The following is a 1031-nucleotide window of genomic DNA, read 5'->3' on the forward strand; positions in this document are numbered from 1 at the left end:
ATTCAGATTGGCGTGAAGATATCGGAAGGCAATCACAAAAATACGGCTCAACTCGGTACTAGCGTACCAATGATCCGTTCAATGGCCCCGAGACCCCGGCCCATCAGATAGAGAAATCAATAACCGCAGAGATAGTGATGTGAGGGGTGTTGGCAACGTTCGCGAAACGATGTTGTTGCCTGACCACTCGTCAGGAGATGAAAAAAGTCGTGATGGTGTGCGGGGGAAGGCAGAAGTCACCGGCCACGGATCCGTGGCCGGTAACTGCAATGGACCTTACTCGCCCTGGGTAGGAGCGATCGCTTTGGGAGCCGCGGTCTTCGGTGCGGCTTTTCGTTTCGCGGCCGCTTTGCGCTTTGCTGGAGCACGTTTCTTCGCAGCGGCGGGCTTGGCCGCAGGCGCCTTCTGCTTAGCCACTTTCTGCTTCGCGACTTTCTTGGCCGCAGGCATCTTGGCGGTAACGGTCTTCTTAGCAGCCGGCTTGCGTTTGGCCGGCGCTTTCTTCCTGGCAGCCTTGGTCACTGCACGCTGAGCGCCAGAAATCGCCTTCTCGACAGCCTTGTGCTCGCGCAGCAGATTCTTGGCGGCGGCAATGCCAGCATTGATGTCACGCTTAGCATCGTTGGCGGCTTTCAGATCGACTTTCAGGGCCGCGAGCTCATCACGCACTTTGGCGACTTTGGCTTTGTTGGCTGCGGTCGGACGCGCTTTGGCGGCAGCGCGCGCTTTGGTCGCACGGGTTGTGGCCGCTGCAACCTTCTTGCGCAGCGCAGCGGTTCTCTTTTGCTGGGTCGCCAGCGCTTTGGTGCCTGCTTTAGCATCTGCTTCGATCGCCTTGCCGAGCTTGGCGCGCAGTGCTTCGATCTCTTTTACCAGCGCGTTAGTGGTGTCGCTCATGTGAACTCCATTGTCCATTGATTAAAAACCGCGCAATTATGTCGATTTGAATTCAATTTATCTACCGGTAGCACTGAGATATACAAGGAACTAGTACCGCTCGGAACTCAATGCCGTTGGAAGACGGTGACGAC

General features: G+C 56.5%; 1 protein-coding gene. It reads right to left on the reverse strand.

Translation table 11 applies throughout. The features are described from left to right. Nucleotides 1-276 precede the first annotated feature (276 nt). Entirely contained in the window at nt 277-897 is a 621-nt protein-coding gene (locus G533_RS23130; RefSeq protein ID WP_051230721.1) for a hypothetical protein, read from the reverse strand. Nucleotides 898-1031 lie beyond the last annotated feature (134 nt).

Source organism: Haliea salexigens DSM 19537, from assembly GCF_000423125.1.
GTDB classification, from domain to species: Bacteria; Pseudomonadota; Gammaproteobacteria; order Pseudomonadales; family Halieaceae; genus Haliea; species Haliea salexigens.

Bases quoted from the DNA above. Each gene is read 5' to 3' on its own strand.
- G533_RS23130 (WP_051230721.1), bottom strand. From the start codon at position 897: ATGAGCGACACCACTAACGCGCTGGTAAAAGAGATCGAAGCACTGCGC.